Origin of the sequence: Steroidobacter agaridevorans, assembly GCF_009932555.1 — a bacterium.
Classification (GTDB): Bacteria; Pseudomonadota; Gammaproteobacteria; order Steroidobacterales; family Steroidobacteraceae; genus Steroidobacter; species Steroidobacter agaridevorans.
Window position 1 is genome coordinate 464,145 of the sequence record NZ_BLJO01000007.1, and the last position, 19,377, is coordinate 483,521.

16 protein-coding genes are annotated in these 19,377 nt (G+C 62.1%); 4 read left to right on the top strand and 12 right to left on the bottom strand.

Going from position 1 to position 19,377, the window contains the following annotated elements; all coding sequences use genetic code 11:
- Window positions 1–4 precede the first annotated feature (4 nt).
- The gene (locus tag GYH35_RS25570) at window positions 5–1,081 is read right to left on the bottom strand and encodes an AraC family transcriptional regulator (RefSeq protein WP_161829873.1); all 1,077 of its coding nucleotides are present in this window, start codon (window positions 1,079–1,081) and stop codon (window positions 5–7) included.
- A gap of 197 nt (window positions 1,082–1,278) precedes the next feature.
- Between GYH35_RS25570 and GYH35_RS25575 the strand changes: the two genes are divergently transcribed.
- A complete protein-coding gene (locus tag GYH35_RS25575; RefSeq protein WP_161829874.1) occupies window positions 1,279–2,874 on the top strand; it encodes an SMP-30/gluconolactonase/LRE family protein in 1,596 nt (531 codons plus the stop codon).
- Between the two features lie 15 nt (window positions 2,875–2,889).
- Here the strand turns inward: GYH35_RS25575 and GYH35_RS25580 are convergent, their stop codons facing one another.
- From GYH35_RS25580 to GYH35_RS25600, 5 genes are all read right to left on the bottom strand, one after another.
- Window positions 2,890–3,216 (bottom strand): hypothetical protein, encoded by a 327-nt coding sequence (locus GYH35_RS25580; protein WP_161811618.1) that lies wholly within the window; start codon window positions 3,214–3,216, stop codon window positions 2,890–2,892.
- Between the two features lie 87 nt (window positions 3,217–3,303).
- Window positions 3,304–4,218, bottom strand: a complete 915-nt coding sequence (locus GYH35_RS25585) for an SDR family NAD(P)-dependent oxidoreductase (protein WP_161829875.1) — start codon at window positions 4,216–4,218, stop codon at window positions 3,304–3,306.
- Between the two features lie 113 nt (window positions 4,219–4,331).
- The gene (locus GYH35_RS25590) at window positions 4,332–5,537 is read right to left on the bottom strand and encodes a CaiB/BaiF CoA transferase family protein (RefSeq protein ID WP_161829876.1); all 1,206 of its coding nucleotides are present in this window, start codon (window positions 5,535–5,537) and stop codon (window positions 4,332–4,334) included.
- 35 nt (window positions 5,538–5,572) lie between these two features.
- Window positions 5,573–6,724, bottom strand: coding sequence for an FAS1-like dehydratase domain-containing protein (locus tag GYH35_RS25595; RefSeq protein WP_161811615.1), 1,152 nt, complete (start codon window positions 6,722–6,724; stop codon window positions 5,573–5,575).
- 19 nt (window positions 6,725–6,743) lie between these two features.
- Window positions 6,744–8,300: an acyl-CoA synthetase gene (locus GYH35_RS25600; RefSeq protein WP_161812501.1), complete on the bottom strand. Its 1,557-nt coding sequence runs from the start codon at window positions 8,298–8,300 to the stop codon at window positions 6,744–6,746.
- Window positions 8,301–8,413: 113 nt separating this feature from the next.
- On the opposite strand from GYH35_RS25600, the gene GYH35_RS25605 reads away from it, so the two are divergent.
- Window positions 8,414–9,235 carry an IclR family transcriptional regulator gene (locus GYH35_RS25605; protein ID WP_161811614.1) on the top strand — a complete coding sequence of 274 codons (822 nt, stop codon included), beginning with the start codon at window positions 8,414–8,416 and terminating at the stop codon, window positions 9,233–9,235.
- Between the two features lies 1 nt (window position 9,236).
- Here GYH35_RS25605 and GYH35_RS25610 read toward each other — a convergent pair whose 3' ends face one another.
- Together GYH35_RS25610 and GYH35_RS25615 are read right to left on the bottom strand one after the other, a co-directional pair.
- Complete coding sequence (locus GYH35_RS25610) at window positions 9,237–9,566, bottom strand: hypothetical protein (RefSeq protein ID WP_161811613.1); 330 nt, start codon at window positions 9,564–9,566, stop codon at window positions 9,237–9,239.
- Window positions 9,567–9,593: 27 nt separating this feature from the next.
- On the bottom strand, window positions 9,594–10,154 hold the full coding sequence (locus GYH35_RS25615) for an outer membrane beta-barrel protein (protein ID WP_161811612.1): 561 nt from the start codon (window positions 10,152–10,154) through the stop codon (window positions 9,594–9,596).
- Window positions 10,155–10,555: 401 nt separating this feature from the next.
- Here GYH35_RS25615 and GYH35_RS25620 point away from each other — a divergent pair, with 401 nt between their 5' ends.
- The gene (locus GYH35_RS25620) at window positions 10,556–10,798 is read left to right on the top strand and encodes a hypothetical protein (RefSeq protein WP_161811611.1); all 243 of its coding nucleotides are present in this window, start codon (window positions 10,556–10,558) and stop codon (window positions 10,796–10,798) included.
- A 95-nt stretch (window positions 10,799–10,893) separates the two neighbouring features.
- Entirely contained in the window at window positions 10,894–13,272 is a 2,379-nt protein-coding gene (locus GYH35_RS25625; protein ID WP_161811610.1) for an alpha/beta hydrolase, read from the top strand.
- A gap of 3 nt (window positions 13,273–13,275) precedes the next feature.
- On the opposite strand, the gene GYH35_RS25630 is transcribed toward GYH35_RS25625, so the two are convergent.
- From GYH35_RS25630 to GYH35_RS34665, 4 genes are all read right to left on the bottom strand, one after another.
- Entirely contained in the window at window positions 13,276–15,621 is a 2,346-nt protein-coding gene (locus GYH35_RS25630; protein WP_161829877.1) for a TonB-dependent receptor, read from the bottom strand.
- 26 nt (window positions 15,622–15,647) lie between these two features.
- Window positions 15,648–17,072 (bottom strand): aldehyde dehydrogenase family protein, encoded by a 1,425-nt coding sequence (locus GYH35_RS25635; protein WP_161829878.1) that lies wholly within the window; start codon window positions 17,070–17,072, stop codon window positions 15,648–15,650.
- 2 nt (window positions 17,073–17,074) lie between these two features.
- On the bottom strand, window positions 17,075–18,781 hold the full coding sequence (locus GYH35_RS25640) for a thiamine pyrophosphate-binding protein (RefSeq protein WP_161829879.1): 1,707 nt from the start codon (window positions 18,779–18,781) through the stop codon (window positions 17,075–17,077).
- Between the two features lie 25 nt (window positions 18,782–18,806).
- Window positions 18,807–19,377 (bottom strand): SRPBCC family protein (locus GYH35_RS34665; protein ID WP_202624679.1); only part of this gene is annotated, 571 nt, incomplete at its 5' end.

Sequence of the window (19,377 nt, forward strand, 5' to 3'; positions counted from 1 at the left end):
GGCGTCAGCGACTCAACTCTGCCCGCAGTTCCCGCGGCGAAGCGCAGAACCAACGCAGACAGCTCCGCGACAGCACCGACGTTTCGGAATAACCCAGAATCTCCGTTACGCGAACAAGCGACACATCCGGCTGCTGCAAATAACGCAGCGCTACATCCCGCCGCACCGAATCCTTGATCGCCTCGAACGACTCTCCTTCTTCCCTCAGCCGTCGCTGCAAAGTCCGAGGATGCAATCCGAGCGCCGACGCCACATGCTCTTGCGTGCAGTTGCCTTCGACCAGCGATCGCGCAATGTTGATTCGTACCCGCGTGCGAAGCGGCATCGCCGAGCTCGGGAACCGATGATCGATGAAGCTCGTCGCCATCTCATACAACTGCGGATCCGAATCCGGCAGCGGCAGATTGAAGTCCCGCTCATCGAACACCAGACCATTCATGCTCTGCCCGAACCGCACCGTCGCATTGAAATGCGCTCGATAGGTCGACAGCGGCGCCAGCGGCTCGTGTGTAAACCACACTTCGCGTGCCCTCGCCTGCCCTCGGCTGGTCGCATGGATGCCATGTTGAGTCAGCGCCAGTGCCTGCTCGATCGACTGTCGCTGGTGCGCCCCACCGACCAGCAGCGCCTCGAATAACATGAAAATCCGGGAATCGTTCGTAAGCTTCTCGAAGCAAATCTGCGCCGCGCTGCTGTACGCGTGAATATGCTCGGCGCAATAACGATACGCATGTCCGAGCGTCGGCGAGTTTCGCATCGCCACTTCAAGCGGACCGAGCACTTTCGTCGCGCCCTGTGCCGCCTGGACCGCTGCCAATCGCATGCCGAAGTCCGGGCACGCCAACTGCGCGGCGGCCGCCTCGAACAACTCGATCATTTGTCTGTATTGGATCTCGCCGTCGCCTTGCTCCAGCAACGCCGGCTCGATGCCCGCGTGCGCGAGCAGCGCCATGGCATCGCCGCCTAGGCTCGCGACGACTTCCTTGAAGCCGCGCAACGCACCGAGGCGCACCATGGCCGTGCCATGAATCATCGCGCGCAGAGATTCCATCTCACGCGCACTCTTCCCCCGCTTCATCATGCAAACCTCTTGTGGGTTTGATCGGCTCCGCGGCATGCCGCGAGACGATCAGGTTAGCACCGCGACCGAAGCCCGTTCTTGACTCCACACGACACCGACAGCGGCCTCGACGACGTGTTGAAACAGCGGGAAAACGCGGGAAAGATGCGGCTTTTCCAGGCTCCGTCCACCCCCTCTCATTGCACCTATCGAATCCCATGTCGCCACAAATCGGACGCTACACCGCCTCGCAGCCCGCCCGCACCGTCGACGGTTGGACACTGCAACGACTCACGCCCCCGAGCCGTTTGTTCGGTGCGAATGGACTGCGCACGGGGCCCGATGGGCGCATCTACGTGGCGCAGGTGTCTGGCAGTCAGATCACTGCGATCGATGTCGCCACGGGCGCGATAGAAGCGATCAGCCCGAAGGGCGGCGACATCGTCGCGCCTGACGATCTGGTGTTCGATCCCGCGGGCAATCTGTACGCCACTGAAATCACCGAAGGTCGCGTCAGCATGCGCGCCCCGAACGGCACCACTCGCGTGATCGCGGGCGACATGCCAGTCGCAAATCCCATCACCTTCCACGACGGACGGTTGATCGCGGGTGAGTGCCGGGTCGGCGGCCGCATCATGCAGCTCGACCTGAACGGCGGCGCGCCTCGCGTCCTGCTCGACAACGTGCCTATGCCCAACGCATTCGACGTGGGCCCGGACGGCAAGTTGTACATCCCGGTGATGGGAACGAATGAGATCTGGCGAGTAAGCCTCGACGGCGGCGCGCATGAAGTCGTCGCTCGCGATCTCGGCGTGCCCGACTCCGTCAAGTTCGATGCGGAAGGCCAGATCGTTTCGACGCAGGTTCACAGCGGCCAGGTATTGCGCATCGATCCGCGTACCGGCGACAAAACCGTGCTGGCGAACCTCACGCCCGGCCTCGACAACGTCACGTTCGTCGGCCGGCGCACGTTCGTCTCGAACATCTCGGGTTACATCGCAGAGATCTTGGAAGGTGGCCAGACGCGCGATCTGGTGTCCGATGGATTCAACTGGCCGCTTGGCCTCGCCGTGGATACCGACGGTTCCATCTATGTCGCCGACGGCCCGTTCTCCTACACGCTCCGCTCAGGTCAACCGCGGCAGCAAGTCGGTTTCTTGTTCACCCCCGGCTATCCCGGATATTCGCGCGGCGTGGCTGCAGCGGGTCCCGGCGAATTCATCGTGACGACAGCCAATGGCGACGTGGCGCGCTACTGGCCCGCGAAGCGGGAGAACCAAGTGCTCGCCAGCGGCTTCGATCAGCTTTATGGCGTGGCCGTCGCACCCAAAGGCGCGGTGGTCTTCGTCGAGCAAGGCGCAGGCCGCGTGCACTCGGTGCAGTCTGGGAATGTTGAGACGCTTGCGACCGACTTGAAACAACCATCGGGTGTGACAGTCAGCGCTGATGGCACGTGCTTCGTCACCGAATCCGCCGGCGGCCGCGTCGTGAAGCTGTCTGGAGGCCGCACGGTGACAGTCTTCAACGATCTGCGACAGCCGCAAGGCATCCTGGCCCGCGGAGACTCGCTCTACGTCGTCGATGCCGGCTTGAAGGAGTTGATCGAGTACAACCTCAGCAACGGCCGTCGTCGCACGCTCGCATTCGATCTGCCTGTCGGCGCTCCGCGTGGAGTCACACCGAAAGTGCTCAAGGCCGTCGGCACACTGTCCGGCCCCATGGGCCCCTTCGCCGGCATCGCCGCCGGCGCGGACGGCACGCTATACATTTCGGCGGATGCCGAAGGCAGCGTGCTGGCGCTCAAGCCGGCGTGATCCCAGCGGTGCGGACTAAGATTCGACGCTCACATTAGTGGCGTCGAAGTATCCGTTTGCCCCGCACGTGCCGTACACGCGGATCGGTGTGCCGGACATTTTGGCAGCCAGGCTGACGGCCAGTACCTGTTTATATCCCGCCAAACTTTGCGGAATCCTGACGTAAGTGGCGCCCGGGCATGAAGGCGATCCCCAGGTCGATCCACCCGTGAGATAGACGTCTTCGGTTGCGCCGTAGACTTGCAGTACCGTGATAGGTTGCGTCACGGTCCATTCGTCCGCCGATGCGGCCATAGGTAACGCCAGCGCCAGCGCCACGATCATTCTTGCCGATGTTCTCATGATCCGCTTACATCCGTTGTGTGAGGACGGCTCATAAGGTTGCCGTCGCGCTCCGGTGTGTCAAGCAGCGTCGTATGGCCGGCCTGACTACTTCGCGCCTTTGGCCATCCCGAAGCTGTAACGAATGTGATCGAGATGTCCGGACGGCACCGGAGGAAACACTAGCGGCGCATCGGTGCTGCGGATGGCGTCGATGCTCTCGGCGACCTGCTCGATGGTCCACGTCGGGCGATACACACCGGGCGATTCGGCGACATAGGCGCGCGCGGCGCGACCGGCCATCGAGCTGAGTATTTCGCCGGTAATGGAGCACGACTCGTGCGCCAGCCAGCCGACGACGGGCGCCACCATCTCCGGTTCCATCGGCGGATAGGCGCTCGTGTCCAATCCTTCAGCCATGCGCGTCACCGCACCCGGCAGGATGACGTTGCACTTCACGCCCTCGTCCGCACCTTCCAACGCCGCGACATTCGACAAGCCAATGATGCCGGCCTTCGCCACGCAGTAGTTCACTACGTTCTTGTTGCCGTACAGCCCATTGATCGACGACGTTAGCACGATGCGCCCGTAACCGGCCTTGCACATCAGCGGGAACGCCGGACGCACGACGTGGAATGCGCCACGCAGGTGAACGTCGATGACCTGCTCGAAGTCCTCGGGCGTGATTTCTTTGAGCGACGCGCGACGAACGATGCCGGCGTTGTGAATCAGGATGTCGATGCGACCGAAATGATCCAGCGCCGTGCCGATGATGGCCTTGCCGCCCTCGACAGTGGCGACCGAGCTCGTGCACGCAATCGCCTCGCCGCCCGCAGCTTCGATCTCGTCCACGACCTGCTGCGCGGGACCGCTGTCGATGCCCTCGCCCTTCAGGCTGGCGCCTGGATCGTTGACGACGACCTTCGCCCCCCGAGCAGCGAGCAGTAGCGCATAAGCGCGACCCAACCCTCGGCCGGCGCCGGTGATGACAGCGACACGACCGTCGAATCTGAGCTCGGCCATCGAAAGATCCCCCAGCAGCTAACGGCTATTGCACAGATGCTACGTCCGCGCAGCCGTCACATCTCGACCTCAGGCGACGATTGATGCCGATCCGCGCGGCCGTCGCAGCTCGATCAGGCGACGACCTTCGTATTCCGCAGCTGATCGATCTGCTCGGGCGCCAGGCCTAGAACGTCGCGCAGGATCTCGTCGGTGTGTTGCCCGAGCACGGGCGGCGCTGCAGGAACGGGTTGATCATCGCCCGGAAACTTGATCGGTCGATTCACGATGGGAATCCTGCCCAGCACTTCATGATCCGTTTCGACCACCATCTGTCGCGCGACGGCCTGCGGCTGCGACAGCGCTTCCTGGATGCCGAGAATAGGTGCGTGCGGAACTTCATGCTCGACGAGCACATCAACCAGTTCCTGTACGGTCTTCGTGCGTGTGACCGTCGCGATCAGCTCGTTCACCTCACTACGATTGTCATGACGACGCTCCAGCGTGTCGAAGCGCGGATCACTAGTGAACTCCGGCATGCCGAGCGCGTTGCAGATGCGCGCCCAGAAGCCGTTCGTCAGGCAAGCAATGATGATCGAGCCATCCCGCGCCGGAAATGTTCCATATGGAACGAGGTTGGGATGTTGCGATCCCTGCGGTTGCGGATCTTTGCCCGTGAAGAACGCGAGCTGCGCAAGATAACCGAGCATGCCGAACATGCCATCGAGCAAACTCACATCGATCAACCGGCCTCGGCCCGTCACACTGCGCTCGTACAGCGCCGCAAGAATTCCGATCGGCCCGTTGACGCCACCGACCAGATCTCCCAGCGGAAGGCCCAGCTTCGTAGGCGCGCCACCCGCTTCGCCATTCACACTCAGCGCGCCCGACATCGCCTGCAAAACGATATCGAACGACGGCCGGTCGCGCAGCGGCCCCGTCATGCCAAAGCCGGAGATCGCGCAATAGATCAGTCGCGGATTGATAGCCGACAGCGCTTCGTAGCCCAACCCCAATCGATCCATGACCCCGGGGCGATAGTTCTCGATCAGGATGTCGCAGCGGGCGGCCAGGTCCTTGGCCAGCGCGACGCCTGCTTCGGTCTTCAGATCGATGACGATGCTCTTCTTGCCGCGGTTCACGCTCAAGAAGTAATGGCTCACATCCTCGCGAAACGGAGGAAACAGGCGAGTGTCATCGCCTGTTCCCGGTGGCTCCACCTTCCACACTTCCGCCCCGAGATCGGCAAGCGCCAGCGCCGCCGCCGGCCCTGCCAACACCCGAGTAAAATCGAGGACGCGAACGCCCTGCAAAGGTCCGGCCCAGTGGGCAGCGCTCATGATCGACGCATCTCCAGTCGGGCCGCTATCCTAGCTCAGCGCGCGCCCCGAGCCGGCAACTCGACGATCGCCGAGCCATGCGCCGACACCTCGCCCCGATGCGTCTGGGCGTTCTGAGAAATCTCCACCAGGTGCTTGCCGCCTTCGACGTACTTGCGGCTGACCACGCCGTCGATGAAGACCACATCGCCATCGGGATTGTGACGACGGATCTGGCACTTGGCCTTGCGCAGGAAACCCTCATCGCCGATCCAGTTGGTTACCTGGTGCGTCAGCCACGAGCAACGCTCCGGACCGTAGTCATAGGCGCCGGGCGCGCCGACCTCGAGAGCGAACGCCTCATCCCAATGCACGCGCTCCGGACAATCAGGCACGTTGAAGCGATTCTTGATGCCCAGACCCGGATGCTTGCTCTGCATCTTCCACGCGAGCTTGTTGGCGCGAATGTAGAGACCGCCCCAACCTTGCGCATAGCAGATAAAGCCCGTGACGGTCATCGGCCCCTTCATCATGCGCGGCAGTTGCTCGCCTTCCTTCACGTCTTCCCAATAGCGAGCGTTCGCGCCGCGAATCTCTTCCTTCTCGTACAGCTTGTAGAACTCGGCGAGCTGTTCGTTGGTGAATTTCTCGACCCGGCCGCGAGCGTCGGTGTACTTCGTGCCGCGCTCCCGAGCTTCGTCGCGATCGGTGCGGAACACCCAGGAATCGCACTCCGACACCTTGTCGCCCTTCTGATTGAAGAAGTCGACATGATAGATCTGCTGGAACGCGCGACCGGCGAAGCGCGTCTTGTGCTCGATCAGATCCTTCAAGTAGGACTGCGTCGAAATAACGTCGTTGCGGAGCACCGGCTTGTACCAGGTCCAGTCCGCGCCCGCCCACATCGCATGCACGCCGGCGAGACCGCCGACATAGCCCGACACGATGCGGCTGGTCGAGAACAGGAAGCTCGGCAGCGCGACGATCGAGCCGTACTTCGTCTTCGCCGCGTACGCCGGATCGGTCCACAGCGGATTGTCATCGCCGATGCCGTGCGCGTAATGACGGATGGCGTCGCGCGTCGCTTCATAGTTCCACGGCTCGACCGTATCTGTAATCTGCACGCCGATCCGCTTGCGCAAATCCTCCAGACCTTCTTCGGTGATCTTGGGGAAGCGACTCTCGACAACGCTTTGAACCGTGGACATTCCTCTCTCCTGCGATAACTCAATTGTTGACGGCGGCCGCGGCTTCGCGATCGCGCAAGACCTTGCGATGAACCTTGCCGGCCGGCGTCTTCGGCAGCTCGCTCACGAAGGCGATGTGACGTGGGAATTCGTGCTGGCTGAGCCGGTCGCGCGTGAACTGCTTCAGTTCGTCGACATAGGCGTCGCTCGGCGAGCGGTCGCTGACGATGAAGGCTTTTGCGACTTGCCCTCGCGTAGCATCGGGTACGCCGATAACAGCGGCTTCTTTGACGTTCGGATGTTTGAGCAGCGTGTTCTCGATCTCGACCGCGCTCATGGTCCAGCCGGCGGAGATGATGACGTCGTCGGCGCGGCCGGCGTGATAGAAATAGCCATCCTCATCGACCTTCGCCAGATCTTTGGTGGTTTCCCAGCGGTCGCGACGCCATAGCATCAGCTCGCCGACGACGCCGGGCTCCGAGGGCGTTCCATCCGGCTTCTGCACCTGCAGTTTCAATCCGGGGATCGGCTTGCCGAGCGAGCCCGGCTTGACGACGTAGTCGCCCGCGCCCGGATAGTTGACCAGCACGACGCCGATCTCGGTCGTGCCATACATGCTGCACGCGGGCACATGAAGGGTCCGATCGATGAACTCCAGCGTCGCCGGGTCGATGGGCTCGCCGGTGTAGGAAAGCTTCTTGAAGCAGAACTTGAATTCGTTGGCACGCTCCGAGTTCTTCATCATGCGGTAGTGAGTCGCCGCCGCCGACATGTTCGATATCTTGAAGTCCTGCAGCGCCTTCATCAGGCGCACGGCGTCGAAGCGGCCGGCGAACGTGCCTGTCGTCACACCCAAGGCGAGCGGCGCCAGCGTGCCGTGCCACAGCCCATGTCCCCACGCAGGTGACGACGGACAAAAGAACTCGTCGCCCGGGCGAATGCCGGTGCCGTATAGCGCTGCAAACATCAGCGTCACGATAGCGCGATGAGTGTGCTTCACCGCTGCCGGCAATTCACGGGTCGTGCCGGACGTGTACTGGAACACGGCCATGTCGTTGGCGCGCGTCCTGGTTTGATACGTCGTCGGAAAGCGCGAGATCTCCTCGAGGAGCGCGGCATCGGCCACAACCACGCGGACGCCTTCGATCTGTCGGGCGATCGGTGCCTTCTCGGCGTTGGTAATCAGCAATTTCGGCTGACAGTCGTCGACCCGCAGTCGCAGGCCGTCAAGACCGAACAGCGTGAACAATGGCACGCTGATTGCGCCCGTCATCATCGCGCCGAACAGGCTGATGTAGAACGGCAGCGACGGGTCGAGCATGAAGGCGATCCGGTCGCCGGGCTGGATGCCGTTCGCCGCCAGCCAATGCGCAAAGCGCGCCGAGCCGGCGGCGATGGCGTCGAACGACAGGATCTCGTCGGTACCGTTGGCATGAGCGATACGGACAGCGGTGCGGCCCGAGCCGTCGGCGTGACGACCGATGCACTCGCGCGCGATGTTCAAATATTCGCTATTGCCCTCGAACAACTCCCACAGCGCCTTGGAGTTTGCAAACTGCTGAGCATCTGCGAAGCGGGTGTAGTCGGTGAGCGCCATAAATTTTGTCGTCGCGGGCACGGCGGCAACTTGCCACAACGAGATAAGCTATTGCAAATATTCAATGTTATTCGATATATAGAACATCCGATCCAGGCTGCCAGGGGATTCCCATGATGACCAAACGCCAGACCTCCTCCTCGCCGCGCGAGCTCGCGAAGGCCATGGAAACCAGCAAAGCGCCCGCGATTTCACGCGCAGCCGCTGTCATGCGTCTGCTCGGCAAGAGCGACGCCCCGCTCGGTGTGCAATCGGTTGCGCGTGAGCTCGGGTTGGTGCCGAGCACTTGCCTGCATGTGTTGCGGGCGCTGGTCGCGGAGGAGTTTGTTTCTTTCGACCCGGACACCAAGCGTTATTCGCTCGAGGCCGGCGTGCTCACCTTGGCGCGGCACTGGCTGCGACGAAACCAGTTCACCGATCTCGCCCAGCCCACGCTGGATCGACTGGCTCAGTCGTTCGGCGTGACCATGCTTGGCGTGCACATCGTCGGGCTGGATCACATCATCGTGGTCGCCATCGCGCAGTCAGGCCAGAACCTGCAGCTCAGCACGCAGATCGGCAGTCGCTTTCCCGCGCTCATCAGCGCGACCGGCCGCTGTATAGCGGCGTTTGGCGATTACCCCGAGGCGAGGCTCGAAACGAAGTTCAAAACATTGCGGTGGGACGAGGCGCCGACGTTCGAGCAGTGGCAAACGCAAGTCAAACAAACGCGCGCGCAGGGTTATGCCGTCGACGATGGCAACTACATCTCCGGTGTCACCGTCGTCGCCGCACCAGTCTGGAAAGCGCGTGCCAAGCTGAGCCACGCCCTCGTGGCAATCGGCATCGGCAGCGCGCAGCGTTCCGGGCTATCGTCGCTCGCCACGGCGCTGCGCTCGTCGGCGCAGACGCTGTCGAATCAGCTCAGTGGGGAAACGCTGCTGGAATGGTCCTGACTCAGTCGATGACCGATCCATAGAGAAAGGTTGGATAGCCCTGCGCCGAGCAGTACGAGGCGATCTCCAACCGGACCCGGTTACCGGACGCTTTCGCTGCCAACAGCGTTGCATACCACCGGTTCCCCCATGCCGTGCCAGCGTCCCAGCGAAGCTGATAACTCGTGCCGCAAGCAGGTGAGCCCGTGAAGCCCTCGACCTCGACCCAGCACACGTTGTCGGTATTGTGGCAGCCGACCGCTACTACACGGCCAACGGCTTCGGCCGCTGCGTGCTGGGACAACAGAACCATGACCAGAGCCAAAGCAGACGACGCAAACATCCGTTTCATGAATTCATCCTTCGAGAACACAAAACACTAGCGACCGAAACTCCAGTTCGCACTGACAGAAATGCAATCGAGCCAATCGCCGTCGCGGCCATGTTCGCCGGCAGCGAAACTGAGAAACTGGGCTTCGAATTCGGCGCGAACGGCGAAGCGTCCGCTGCGCAGCTGCACGCCCAGGGCCATGATGGGATCGATATCGTCATCGCGGACTTCCTGTCCGATACGGTCGGCGGTCGTGCCGCGCCAGGCCCCGAAACCGGCTTTACCGAACAGGTCGACCTGCCTGAGCTGGATCAACCCGACGATAGCGACGCTGAGCGCCTGGATATCGCCGGTCAATCGGTCGCCGTTGCTCATCTCGCCGAAGTCGGCGTAGCTCGCTTCGAACGCAAGCCCCCGCAACGTTCGGTAGCCAATCAAAGCTTTGAATGCCGCATCGTGCGCTTCGAAGCCCGACCTGCCGAAGCGCTCGCGGTGCAGAGTCGCCCGGCCCGCGCCCGCACCCACATAGGCGCCCATGATGGGCTCATCCGCGTGCGCCGTCGTGGCGAACCACGCCACCGGCAACAGCAATAAAAGACACAGCTTCACGAATTACTCCCGAATTCGACGTTCCTTGATCCGCGCTGCGCTTGTTCTTTTCGCTGCCATGGCCACTCAAGGTCGAAAGTAACGTGCAACAGGCAGTGGCCATTGTCAACAGCCGAACTGCCTGGACCGACGCCGTGAATTCGTTGTTGACTTGGTTCACGCATAGTCGTTAATTTACATACAAGAACGAAGCCCACGGATGTGGGATCGACAAGCTACATCGCTTCGCAATCAGAATGTAACAGCGGCTGCGCGAGCGAAGGATCGTCGGCTCACGTGAGAATGAAGGACCACTCGTGATCAGGAAGAACTTGGGTTACCTGGCTGCACTCTGCTTATGTACAGCGCTGCAGCTCCCTCTAAGCGCCCACGCTGCCGATAAGACCCAGAACGGCGTAGTCGTGAAGCTGATCGTCCAAGGCGATGGCGGCATCTACGTCGGATTCGTCGCGCGTCCCACGGACTGCGCGGGCGAGTACCGGCAGGCTCACGCCTTCTTGAGCAAACAGTCCGCCGACTTCACCGACTTTTACGCCCTGATGGCGACGGCGAAGGCAACGGGTACTCCGGTGCAGATCACATACGCCATCGCGGGCGACTGCACGACCCCGGAAGGGCTACTGCAACTCAGCGACGTCCGCTGATCGACCAGCACTCTCACAACGCTTGATCTGCGGCGGGACCGCGCATCAGGCACGTCGGACGACGCTTCAGGCCAGGGAATATCAGGGAGAAGTAGATGGGCTTCATGGCGGACAGCCGTAGATTCGCAGTGCTCATGGGCGCTGCATTGGTCGCACTCTTCAGCAGCATCTCAGTTCACGCGCAGACCTTCAGTTTCACGGTCGGCGACATCGCGCAGTTCGTCGCGGACTCCCGAACCTCCGGCAAACCGCTGTCGCGCCTGCTCGGCGACCAGGTCCAGCAGGTCCTGGATCAGCAGGGAATCCGCCTGACGGAGGAAGCCTTGTTCTGGCAGCGATCCCTCGACGATGTCACGCTCAGAAGCGGCTGCACGGCCCGCACGGTGCTCAGCAGACAACACGTCAGCGCCCAACTCTCCGCGGACTCCTCCTTTGCCGTGCAGCTCGAAGCGCTGGCGAAACCGATCGTCGCCACGATGGACATCTATGGCACGGTGGAAGTCGACGGACGCGTCACAGTGCGCCTCGGGCACCGCGTGCTCGGCAAGTGCATTCGCTATGACAAAGAGACCCTGGATGTCAGCGCAAACGCGGACGTAGCGATGACCATGTCGCTCATCCTGCGCCTCAATCCGGTGGTGACCCCCGTCGCCAACGGGCTGCAGATCTCGTTCGATCCCACCGCCGAGCTCAAAGGCGAATTCATCTCGATCACGAACAAGGCCGTCGACTTCCGCGTCCGTGACTTCTCGCCGTTGCTGCGCCTTCTCGATGGCAGACCCTTTGGCGGCATCCTCGGGCGAGCCCTGGATGACGGCTTCCTCTACTTCGTGGAGAGCTACGCGGAGTCCAACGCGCTGACAGTCAACGTCGCCAACAGCAACCTGGCCGCCTGGCTGGCGACGACGCAGTCCAACCTCAACGCGAACCTCAACGCAAGATCGTTCTTCGTCCCGTACGTCGCGGTCGACCTGGCCAAAGAGCTGCTGAGATTCGTCAACCGATATCCGTTGCGATTCCCGGTGTCTTACGAGTTTCTCCGTGACAACCAGGACCAGGTGCTGCGGGCCCTGTATCTCGGCGACGGCGATCAGCTGGTGACCTTGCTCGGCACGAGTGTCGCCTGCCAGGCGAGCGGCAACCTGTTCAGGGACATGAGCATCGCGCCGCTGCCTGCCGGCACCACGGACTTCCAGGCGACCTCGCTTGCGGACTACTGCAGCGAAGTGGCCGTCGATTCGAAGCGCAAGCTCGGCAACGCCGATATCTGGGATGGCGACACCACGCTGATCACGGAACGACCCTGGACGTTGACGCCGGGCAACCGCCTCGACGTGGGAGTGCTCAGCATCGGCAACAACAATCAGCCGTATATGAAGCGCGTCAACTACAAGACAATCCGGCGCTACACGCGACAGATCGCGCCGCAAACGTGCGAGTGGCTGGACTCCATTCCACGCCGCAGAGTCTGTAACGGTCCCTTGTATACGCAAGTCGAGACCACGCCCTGCAAGCTCGAAATGCGCGTCTACAGAAAGGACCTCGCGGCCAACAATCAGCGAGCGGCGATCGCCGTGCACGGCGGCAGCTGGAAATACCGAGGCGCCGCGTTCCTCGGCCTGGAGTCGCAGATCTCTCACCTGACACAGCGAGGGTTCGTGGTCTTCGCGCCCTTCTATCGGCTCGTCGGCAGCAGCGATGGCAACCTCGAATGCAACGATGCGAAGGGCGCCGACATCCTGCAGGACATGAACGATGCCTTTGCGTGGGTGCAGACCAACAAGACTCGCTTCGGAGCCGCGGCCAACAACGACGTTTACGTCATGGGCCAATCCGCAGGCGCTCACCTGGCGGGTATCCTCGCCGTGGAGCATCCTTCGGAGGTCAAGCGCGCGTTGATGCTCTACTCGCCGACCGATGCAAGGGACATCATCAGCCGCTATCAGCAGGTGCCGCCGGTCGTCGATTCACCGGAAGCACTGAGCATTCTCGAAGATTACCTCGGTCAGTCGGTGAAGACGGTGAACACCAACGATGCGTTCGTGGCGCGCAACAGCTTGCCGACCCGCATCGCCGACAGCTCGACACGATCGCGCTACTTCCTCATTCACGGCCGCGCCGACCCCCTGGTGCCTTCGCGGCAGTCCGTGAGGCTCTGCAATGCGCTGAGCAAATCGAGCTCCGCTGCGGATTTCGATGTCGGGCCGGCGACCAATGATGGCGGCAACGCTGCGGCCGGCGTCTATCGCAAGCGGTTCACGTGCAGTGGCTCCGGTGTGAATAGCAGCAAGCTGCATCTGATTGCAGAAGCCGAGCACGCGCTCGATTTGTGCATTCCACTGGTCTCCTGCCCTGCCGGCAGTCTGCCCAGCGTCAGCGCCGCACGCCAATCCATGAGCGAAGGTTACAACTGGCTCGCCGAAAGGTCCGGCTTCGAGGCGCTGGCGCCGATCCTTGACCTCATACTGGACTGAACGTCAAAACCGCACGGTCGCCTGTAGCACCAGCTCTCGCGGCCGATTGAAGAAACCGACGAACTGGTTGGGATTGCTGGCGCCCGACCAGCCGTTGACGTTGAGCATGTAGTAGGAGTCGGTGAGATTGCGGCCGATCAAGGCCACTTCATACGCACCGCTGTCCGGCCCGACTCGCAGCGCTGCGTTCACCAGCCAGTACGATTCTTGGAAACCCCCAGGCGCGTAATCGGTCGCCGCCTGGTAAGCATCGCTGTGAGATGCGAGTGCCGAGATCGTCGTGTCCCAACCCGAGACGAGCCGCGGCTGGTAGTCGAAGCCCAGGCTGTACGTGAGCTCCGGCGCGCGCAGCAACGCTTTGCCGGCAAGGCTCTGCACGCCGCCGACGCACCCGAGCGCCGCGGTTTGACCTGGGTAACACTGAGCATTCGGGAAGCTGTCGTATTCGGCGCGGTTGTAACCGACGTTTCCGCGCAAAGTCAGCTCATCGAGGGCCGACCACTCGAACGAGCCTTGCACCCCTTTGATCTCCGCCTGCGCCGCGTTGTTGATGGTGAAGTTGATGGTCTCGGCGTTATACGAAACGACCTGCAGATCCTCATAATCGTAGCGATAGGCGACCAGATCCAACCGCAACGTGCGGTCGAGCAACGTGGCCTTGTAGCCGGCCTCGACGCCCTTCGCCTCCTCGGGCTCGAACTGCAAGTTGTCGGCTGTCGCGTTCCTGAAGACCAGGAACGGATTGGAAATGCCGCCGGCCTTGTAGCCCGTCTTGTAGGCGACGTAGAGGGTTTGATCGTCTACCGGCTTCCAGGTCAGCGTCACCTCGGGCGAGACGTTGTCGTCCTTGTAGCTCGACGTGAGCGCCTGCCCTCGTGCATAGAGCGTCGGCTGCGCCGGCCCCGTTTCCAGGTTCACGATGCGAATGTCCCTCTCGTCGTGGCTGTAGCGCGCGCCCGCTGCCAGCTCCAATGCATCCGTGATGTCCCAACGGAGCTGCGCGAATCCGGAGAAGTAGTCGCCGCTCGACTTGGAGTCCATGATCACCGTTGCGTAGTTCTGCGCGGCCGGATTGAAGACGTGGAACAGGTCGGATGAGTTCAGGTACGGACGATCGAAGGTCTCGTAGTACACGCCGACCATGAAGTTCAGCGGCCCGTCGAAGTCGCTGCTCGCTCTGACTTCCTGCGTGATCAATTCATACGTTTCCTTGCTCGCCGCCCAGATCGTCGCGTACGGGCTCCAGTCCGAGACGCTCATCTGCTGCACGGTCTGGTCGTAGTAGCCGGTCGTCGATGTCAGCGACAGGGAGTCGTAGGTCTTGTTGAGGTTCAACGACGCGAGCGTGAATCTGGAATCCAGGTAGGGCACGCCGCCGTTCGAGTACGGCACATTCGCGGCGTAGACTGGCGCGACCGCACCGTGCGATTTCGTTCGATCCTTCCTGCAATCGGCGCCGGGGATGGGGCGCGTGCCCAGGATGACGGGCGTCGTCTGGCCGTTGATACAAAACGGCTCGGAGCTGGCGTTGCCGGCGTTGCGCTCTTGCGAGTTCATCATCAGCTTGAAATTCGCATCGAAGTCGTCGCTGGGCTGCCATTGCAGCGTCAGTCGCGCTGCGTAGATCTCGTCATCCGGGCCGGTACGGCCCATCGTCGCGCCGGGATCGGTGACGGTGGGATTGACGATGTCGGTGACCGGTGTCGCCGTGTTCTTCACCCAGCCGTCCATCTCGCTGCCTCGGAACGCCAGGCGCGCTTTGAATGTATCGCTGAGCGGGCCGGAGACGGCGCCTTCCACGAAGCGCTGCTCGGATTCGAATTCGTAGCCAGGCGTGACGTAGGCTTCGAACGTATCGGTGGCGTCCGCTGAGCGCAGCGAGATCACGCCGGCGGGGGAGTTCTTGCCGAAGAACAAAGCTTGCGGACCCTGGAGGACTTGGACCTGCTGCAAGTCGAAAACCGACGCTGAGATGACTTGGCCACGGCTGATGGGCACGCCGTCGACTTCGATTGCCACGCTCTGATCGAGACCGGAGTCGTTCGATGCGGAGCTGACACCGCGCACGGTGATGACGGCACCCGTGCCGGAGCCACCCTGGGACATGCTCACCTGCGGCGCGAGCTCGCCGACTTTGGAGAGATCGCTTGCGACGTTGTTCCTCAGCTGCTCCTGACCGACGACGGCCACGGCTACGGGAACGTCTTGAAGCGACTCCTCCCGCTTACGAGCGGTAACGACGACTTCTTCCAGTGACCGCGCCGATACCTCCTGACTCTGGGCTGCCTCGGCTGCAATGGTGGAGAGAAGAACGGTTTGGCAAAGGACAACGACAACAGACTTGCTCACTAAATCCCCCTTCCCACGCCCGCGGCTCAGGTCGGTGCGTAGCCCAGCAACGACTTGATCTCCAAATACTCGTGAAAGCCGAACTCGCCCCACTCGCGCCCGTTGCCACTCTTCTTGTAGCCACCGAACGCGGCGTTGAAATCGAAGCCGTCGTTGATCGACACCCAGCCGGCGCGGATCTGCCTCGCCACGGCTCGCGCCTTCTCGACATCGACGCCGGCAACATTGCCTGCCAACCCGAAGTCCGAGTCGTTGGCAAGCTGCACAGCGTGCTCGACGTTGTCGTAACCGATGATGACTTGCACCGGGCCGAAGATTTCCTCTCTCGCGATCACCATGTCGTTGCTGACATTCGCGAACACCGTCGGCTTCACATAGAAACCCTTCGCCAGTCCCTCGACCCGACCGGGCCCGCCCGCAACGAGCGTTGCGCCTTCCGCAATCCCTTTCTGGATGTATTCCTGAATCGAGTTGAACTGCGCCTTGGAGACCACCGGCCCCATCGCCGCATCGCCATTGGGATCGCCGACCGTCACCGACGCTGCCGCCGCCTTCGCCGCAGCAATTGCCTCAACCATTCGTGACTTCGGCACCAACATGCGCGACGTCGCGCTACACGTCTGGCCGGAATTCACCATCATGCCCGCGACACCCTTCGCCACATTCTTTGCGAAGTCCGCGTCATCCAGCACGATGTTCGCGCTCTTGCCGCCCAGCTCCTGACACACGCGTTTCACCGTGCCAGCTGCGTTCTTCGCGACCTCGATGCCCGCCGCTTCCGAGCCCGTGATGGAGATCATGTCGATCCCCGGATGCGTCGACATCGCCGCACCCACGACCGAGCCTTTGCCCTGGATGAGATTGAACACCCCCGGCGGCACCCTCGCGGCATCGAAGATCTCCGCGAGGATGTGCGCCGAGAAATGCGACTCTTGCGACGGCTTGAGCACGATCGTGCAACCCGTCGCGAGCGCCGGAAACACCTTGACCGTCACTTGATTGATCGGCCAGTTCCACGGCGTGATCATGCCGCACACCCCGATCGGCTCTTTCACGATCAGCGTGCCGCCCTTCTGCTCCTCGAACTTGAAGCTCTTCAGGATCGCGATCGCAGTGGTGAGATGACCGAGCCCCAGCCCGACGTGATATCCGCTGGCCAGCGCCTTCGGTGCACCCATCTCCTCAGTGACCGCCGCCGCGAGATCGCCGACGCGTTTCTGATACTCGGCCAGAATCCGCTCCAGCACCTGCAGCCGCTCTTCACGACTCGTCTTCGACCACGTCGTGAAAGCTTGCCTCGCAGCCTTGACCGCGCGATCGACATCAGCCGCCGTGCCGAGCGCAATCGTGCCGGACACCGCTTCGGTCGCCGGGTTGACAGTGTTGGCTATCTTCGACTCGACGGGGTCGACCCACTTGCCGTCGATATAGAACTTTAGATATTCGCGCATGGTTATTGAGTTCCTTCGGCGTACCAGGTGCGGAATTCCGAGTAGTTCGGCATCTCCTCGGAATTCACCGTCGGATCGATGGCGACGTGAATGACGGCCGTCTTGCCGCTCGCATAAGCTCGCGCAATCGCCGGCCCGATGTCCTCTGCCTTGTCGACGTACTCGCCGTAGCAGCCGAAGCCTTCCGCCATCTTGTCGAAGCGCACATCCTTGCTCCAATGGACGCCCGTCTCGGCCGAGCCCTTGCCGAAGGTGCGCTTGTAGACGCCGACCTCGAGGCCCCATTGGTGATCGACACCAACGACGCAAACCAGCGGCAGCTTCAAGCGCGCAGCGGTTTCCAGCTCGGAGACATGGAAGAGGAATGCCGAATCGCTGGTGAGCAACATGCCGGGCCGCTTGCCGCCTTCAGCAACCATCGCGCCAACGGCGTACGGCAGACCCGTGCCGAGATGACCGAAGTTCTGATTCCAGATCACATCGCGCGGCTTCGCCTGCGAATACGTCCACTGGAAGATGACGGTCGCGCCGCCATCGCGAATCATGATGCCGTCCTTTGGAAAAGCCTTGGTCGCTTCCACCACGAAACGCGCGGTGTGAACGCGCTCGCCGCCCTTCGGTGCAGACTCGCCCAGATCGGCGATGCGTTTCTCATCGGCTTTCACCCACGTCGCCAGATCCGGCGCCGCCTTCCGTGGCGAGTCTTTCAGCGCCTCCACCAACTGCGGGACGATCGCACGCAGGTCACCGACCAGCGGCGCATCGAAACGGCGATTCACGCCAATCGCTTTCGGATCCAGCTCGACGTAGATCCACTTGCGATTCGCATCGTTTTCTTTCCAGTGCCGACCGACACCGTAGTGCACCGGCTCGCCCAGCTCGGTGCCAATGGCGATACAGCAATCCGACTTGACGACGGCCTCGACCGCCGCTGGCGAGAAGCCGTACGGAAAGGTGCGATCTTCCAGGCCAGAGATGAACGAGGTGCCACCGGACGTTTGAATGACCGGGCAGTTCAGAATGTTTGCCAGCGCCTTGACCGACTCGCCGCCACGGAAGCAATGCACGGCGTGACCGACGAGCAGGATGGGATTCTTGGCCGCTTTGATCAGCTGCACCGCCTTCTCGATCATCTGCGCGCTGGCGCCCTGCTCCACCAATCGATACGCCGGTGGCGGCAGCGGCTCGCCGACATCGAGCTCTTCTTGAATCACATGGGCGGGATATTCGATGTAGGCCGGGCCCGGCGTGCCAGTCTGAGTCGCGCGCAGCGCTTCGCGGATGATTTCATCGGTCTGATTCGCGTACTCGATGCTCGCGCAGTACTTCACCGAAGGTTCGAACAAGCCCGACTGCTTGATGAACTGGATGCGGCCACGACGCACGCGCTGCTCGGTGATGCGCGCACGCTGCCCGCCCAGGAAGATGACGGGCGAATTCTCGACCTTCGCGCACATCATGGCGCCAGCGAGATTCGCCACACCCGGGCCGAGCGTGCCGATGCAAAGCCCCGGCTTGCCGGTCATGCGAAACGCCGCTTCGGCCATGAATCCCGCGGATTCTTCATGGTGAGGCGCAACGACTTTCCAGCCGCGCTTCTCCGCAGTGATGAACATATGGACGAAGTTCGGATCGGGAATGCCGAAAAGGGTGTCGATGCCCTCGGCCTCGAACAAGTGCAGGATGCGTTCGTAAACTTTGACGGCCATGGTCGGATGCTCGTTGACTGTTTGGTTACTTGGAGCCGCTTGGCAAGACACTGGGTGCGCCAGCGCGCATGTACCTGGCCAGATTGCGGTGGAAATTGGTGATCTTTCGTTCCTGGTGCGGGTTCGGCAGCGTTCCGCGGAAGCCGCGAGAACGCATGCCCTTCTGCACCGCCGCCATGTTCGAGAAATCCTGCGAGAGCACGAGGCCCCAGTTCGCCTCGGTCGGGTCGGCGTACACCCACTCGGTCTTCGGCTCGCCGCCTTCGGGATAACGCTCGATTGCATAAGACTCGAACACGCACTTGTGAGGATCGTCGCCATACGGGCGCGCGCGATAACACAAGGCAAACGTGATGCCTTGGAGGATCGCCATGTTCGGGAAGATGCTCCAGGCAAGGCCCGCTTTGGACATCTGATCCGGCGTGATCGTCGGCCAGATCACACCGCGCGCGGCATCGTCCGCCTTCGCGCGTTCGAGCCAATGTTTGATGACCTGATCGGGCGGCGTGCCCTCGGGCAATTCATCGACCAGACGCTTGGCGGCGTTGACCAGCGTTTCCGTGGTGCTGGCTTTGTTGACCGTCGTGTAGATCTCG

Bases quoted from the DNA above. Each gene is read 5' to 3' on its own strand.
- GYH35_RS25600 (WP_161812501.1), bottom strand. From the start codon at position 8,300: ATGGCGCTCACCGACTACACCCGCTTCGCAGATGCTCAGCAGTTTGCA.
- GYH35_RS25580 (WP_161811618.1), bottom strand. From the start codon at position 3,216: ATGAGAACATCGGCAAGAATGATCGTGGCGCTGGCGCTGGCGTTACCT.
- GYH35_RS25590 (WP_161829876.1), bottom strand. From the start codon at position 5,537: ATGAGCGCTGCCCACTGGGCCGGACCTTTGCAGGGCGTTCGCGTCCTC.
- GYH35_RS25605 (WP_161811614.1), top strand. From the start codon at position 8,414: ATGATGACCAAACGCCAGACCTCCTCCTCGCCGCGCGAGCTCGCGAAG.
- GYH35_RS25625 (WP_161811610.1), top strand. From the start codon at position 10,894: ATGGGCTTCATGGCGGACAGCCGTAGATTCGCAGTGCTCATGGGCGCT.
- GYH35_RS25640 (WP_161829879.1), bottom strand. From the start codon at position 18,781: ATGGCCGTCAAAGTTTACGAACGCATCCTGCACTTGTTCGAGGCCGAG.
- GYH35_RS25575 (WP_161829874.1), top strand. From the start codon at position 1,279: ATGTCGCCACAAATCGGACGCTACACCGCCTCGCAGCCCGCCCGCACC.
- GYH35_RS25610 (WP_161811613.1), bottom strand. From the start codon at position 9,566: ATGAAACGGATGTTTGCGTCGTCTGCTTTGGCTCTGGTCATGGTTCTG.
- GYH35_RS25585 (WP_161829875.1), bottom strand. From the start codon at position 4,218: ATGGCCGAGCTCAGATTCGACGGTCGTGTCGCTGTCATCACCGGCGCC.
- GYH35_RS25595 (WP_161811615.1), bottom strand. From the start codon at position 6,724: ATGTCCACGGTTCAAAGCGTTGTCGAGAGTCGCTTCCCCAAGATCACC.
- GYH35_RS25635 (WP_161829878.1), bottom strand. From the start codon at position 17,072: ATGCGCGAATATCTAAAGTTCTATATCGACGGCAAGTGGGTCGACCCC.
- GYH35_RS25570 (WP_161829873.1), bottom strand. From the start codon at position 1,081: ATGATGAAGCGGGGGAAGAGTGCGCGTGAGATGGAATCTCTGCGCGCG.